This window comes from Gordonia sp. UBA7599 (assembly GCA_002477755.1).
Lineage (GTDB): Bacteria > Actinomycetota > Actinomycetes > Mycobacteriales > Mycobacteriaceae > Gordonia.
In genome coordinates, this window is the sequence record DLKD01000016.1 from 7,485 (window position 1) to 7,720 (window position 236).

Sequence of the window (236 nt, forward strand, 5' to 3'; positions counted from 1 at the left end):
AGCACGTCCTGCTTGCGGATCCGTCCGCCGACGCCGGTCCCGGTCACGGTCGAGAGGTCGACGTTGTTCTCGGCGGCGAGTTTGCGCACCAGCGGCGTGACGTACGGGCCGCTGTCACCGGATTCGGCGGCCGGCGCGGTGGCCGGGGGTGCCGGAGTAGGTGCAGGTGCAGGTGCCGGCGGGGGAGTCGGAGCCGGTGCGGGCGGCGGAGCCGGAGCGGCTGCGACTGGTTCGGG

1 protein-coding gene is annotated in these 236 nt (G+C 74.6%); it reads right to left on the bottom strand.

The features are described from left to right. On the bottom strand, positions 1–236 hold a 236-nt coding region (locus B4L26_RS02070), incomplete at both ends, for an E3 binding domain-containing protein (protein WP_290715245.1).